We start from the raw sequence: 246 nt of genomic DNA, 5'->3' as shown, positions 1-246 counted from the left end.
TGAGTTAAAAAGCCGTATTCTTTTTTACCCTTCATTTCGTTCACCTCTTTGGCTGTGTTGGGTTCATTATATAAAAAGAGCCTCCCCAAAAAAGCGTTTTCAAAATAACTTGCCGGATACGGCCCCTCAATTGCAGAAATGGGAAGCTGAAATGCAAATCACTCTTCCGGCTTTGCAAATTCTTCACAATTATTTAAATTCCAGAATGTGCTAATGAAGCTAAGCTGATCGTATAGTGGTTAATGA

Annotated in this window: 1 protein-coding gene; it reads left to right on the top strand. The window is 38.2% G+C overall.

The features are described from left to right. Window positions 1-214: hypothetical protein (locus B0E34_RS22935; protein WP_228423127.1), on the top strand; the 214-nt coding region annotated here is incomplete at its 5' end. Window positions 215-246: the final 32 nt, after the last annotated feature.

Source organism: Chryseobacterium mucoviscidosis, from assembly GCF_002177115.1.
In the GTDB taxonomy this organism is placed as follows: Bacteria; Bacteroidota; Bacteroidia; order Flavobacteriales; family Weeksellaceae; genus Chryseobacterium; species Chryseobacterium mucoviscidosis.
The sequence above is the reverse complement of the archived record's forward strand: the minus strand, read 5'-3'. Positions and strand labels throughout refer to the sequence as shown.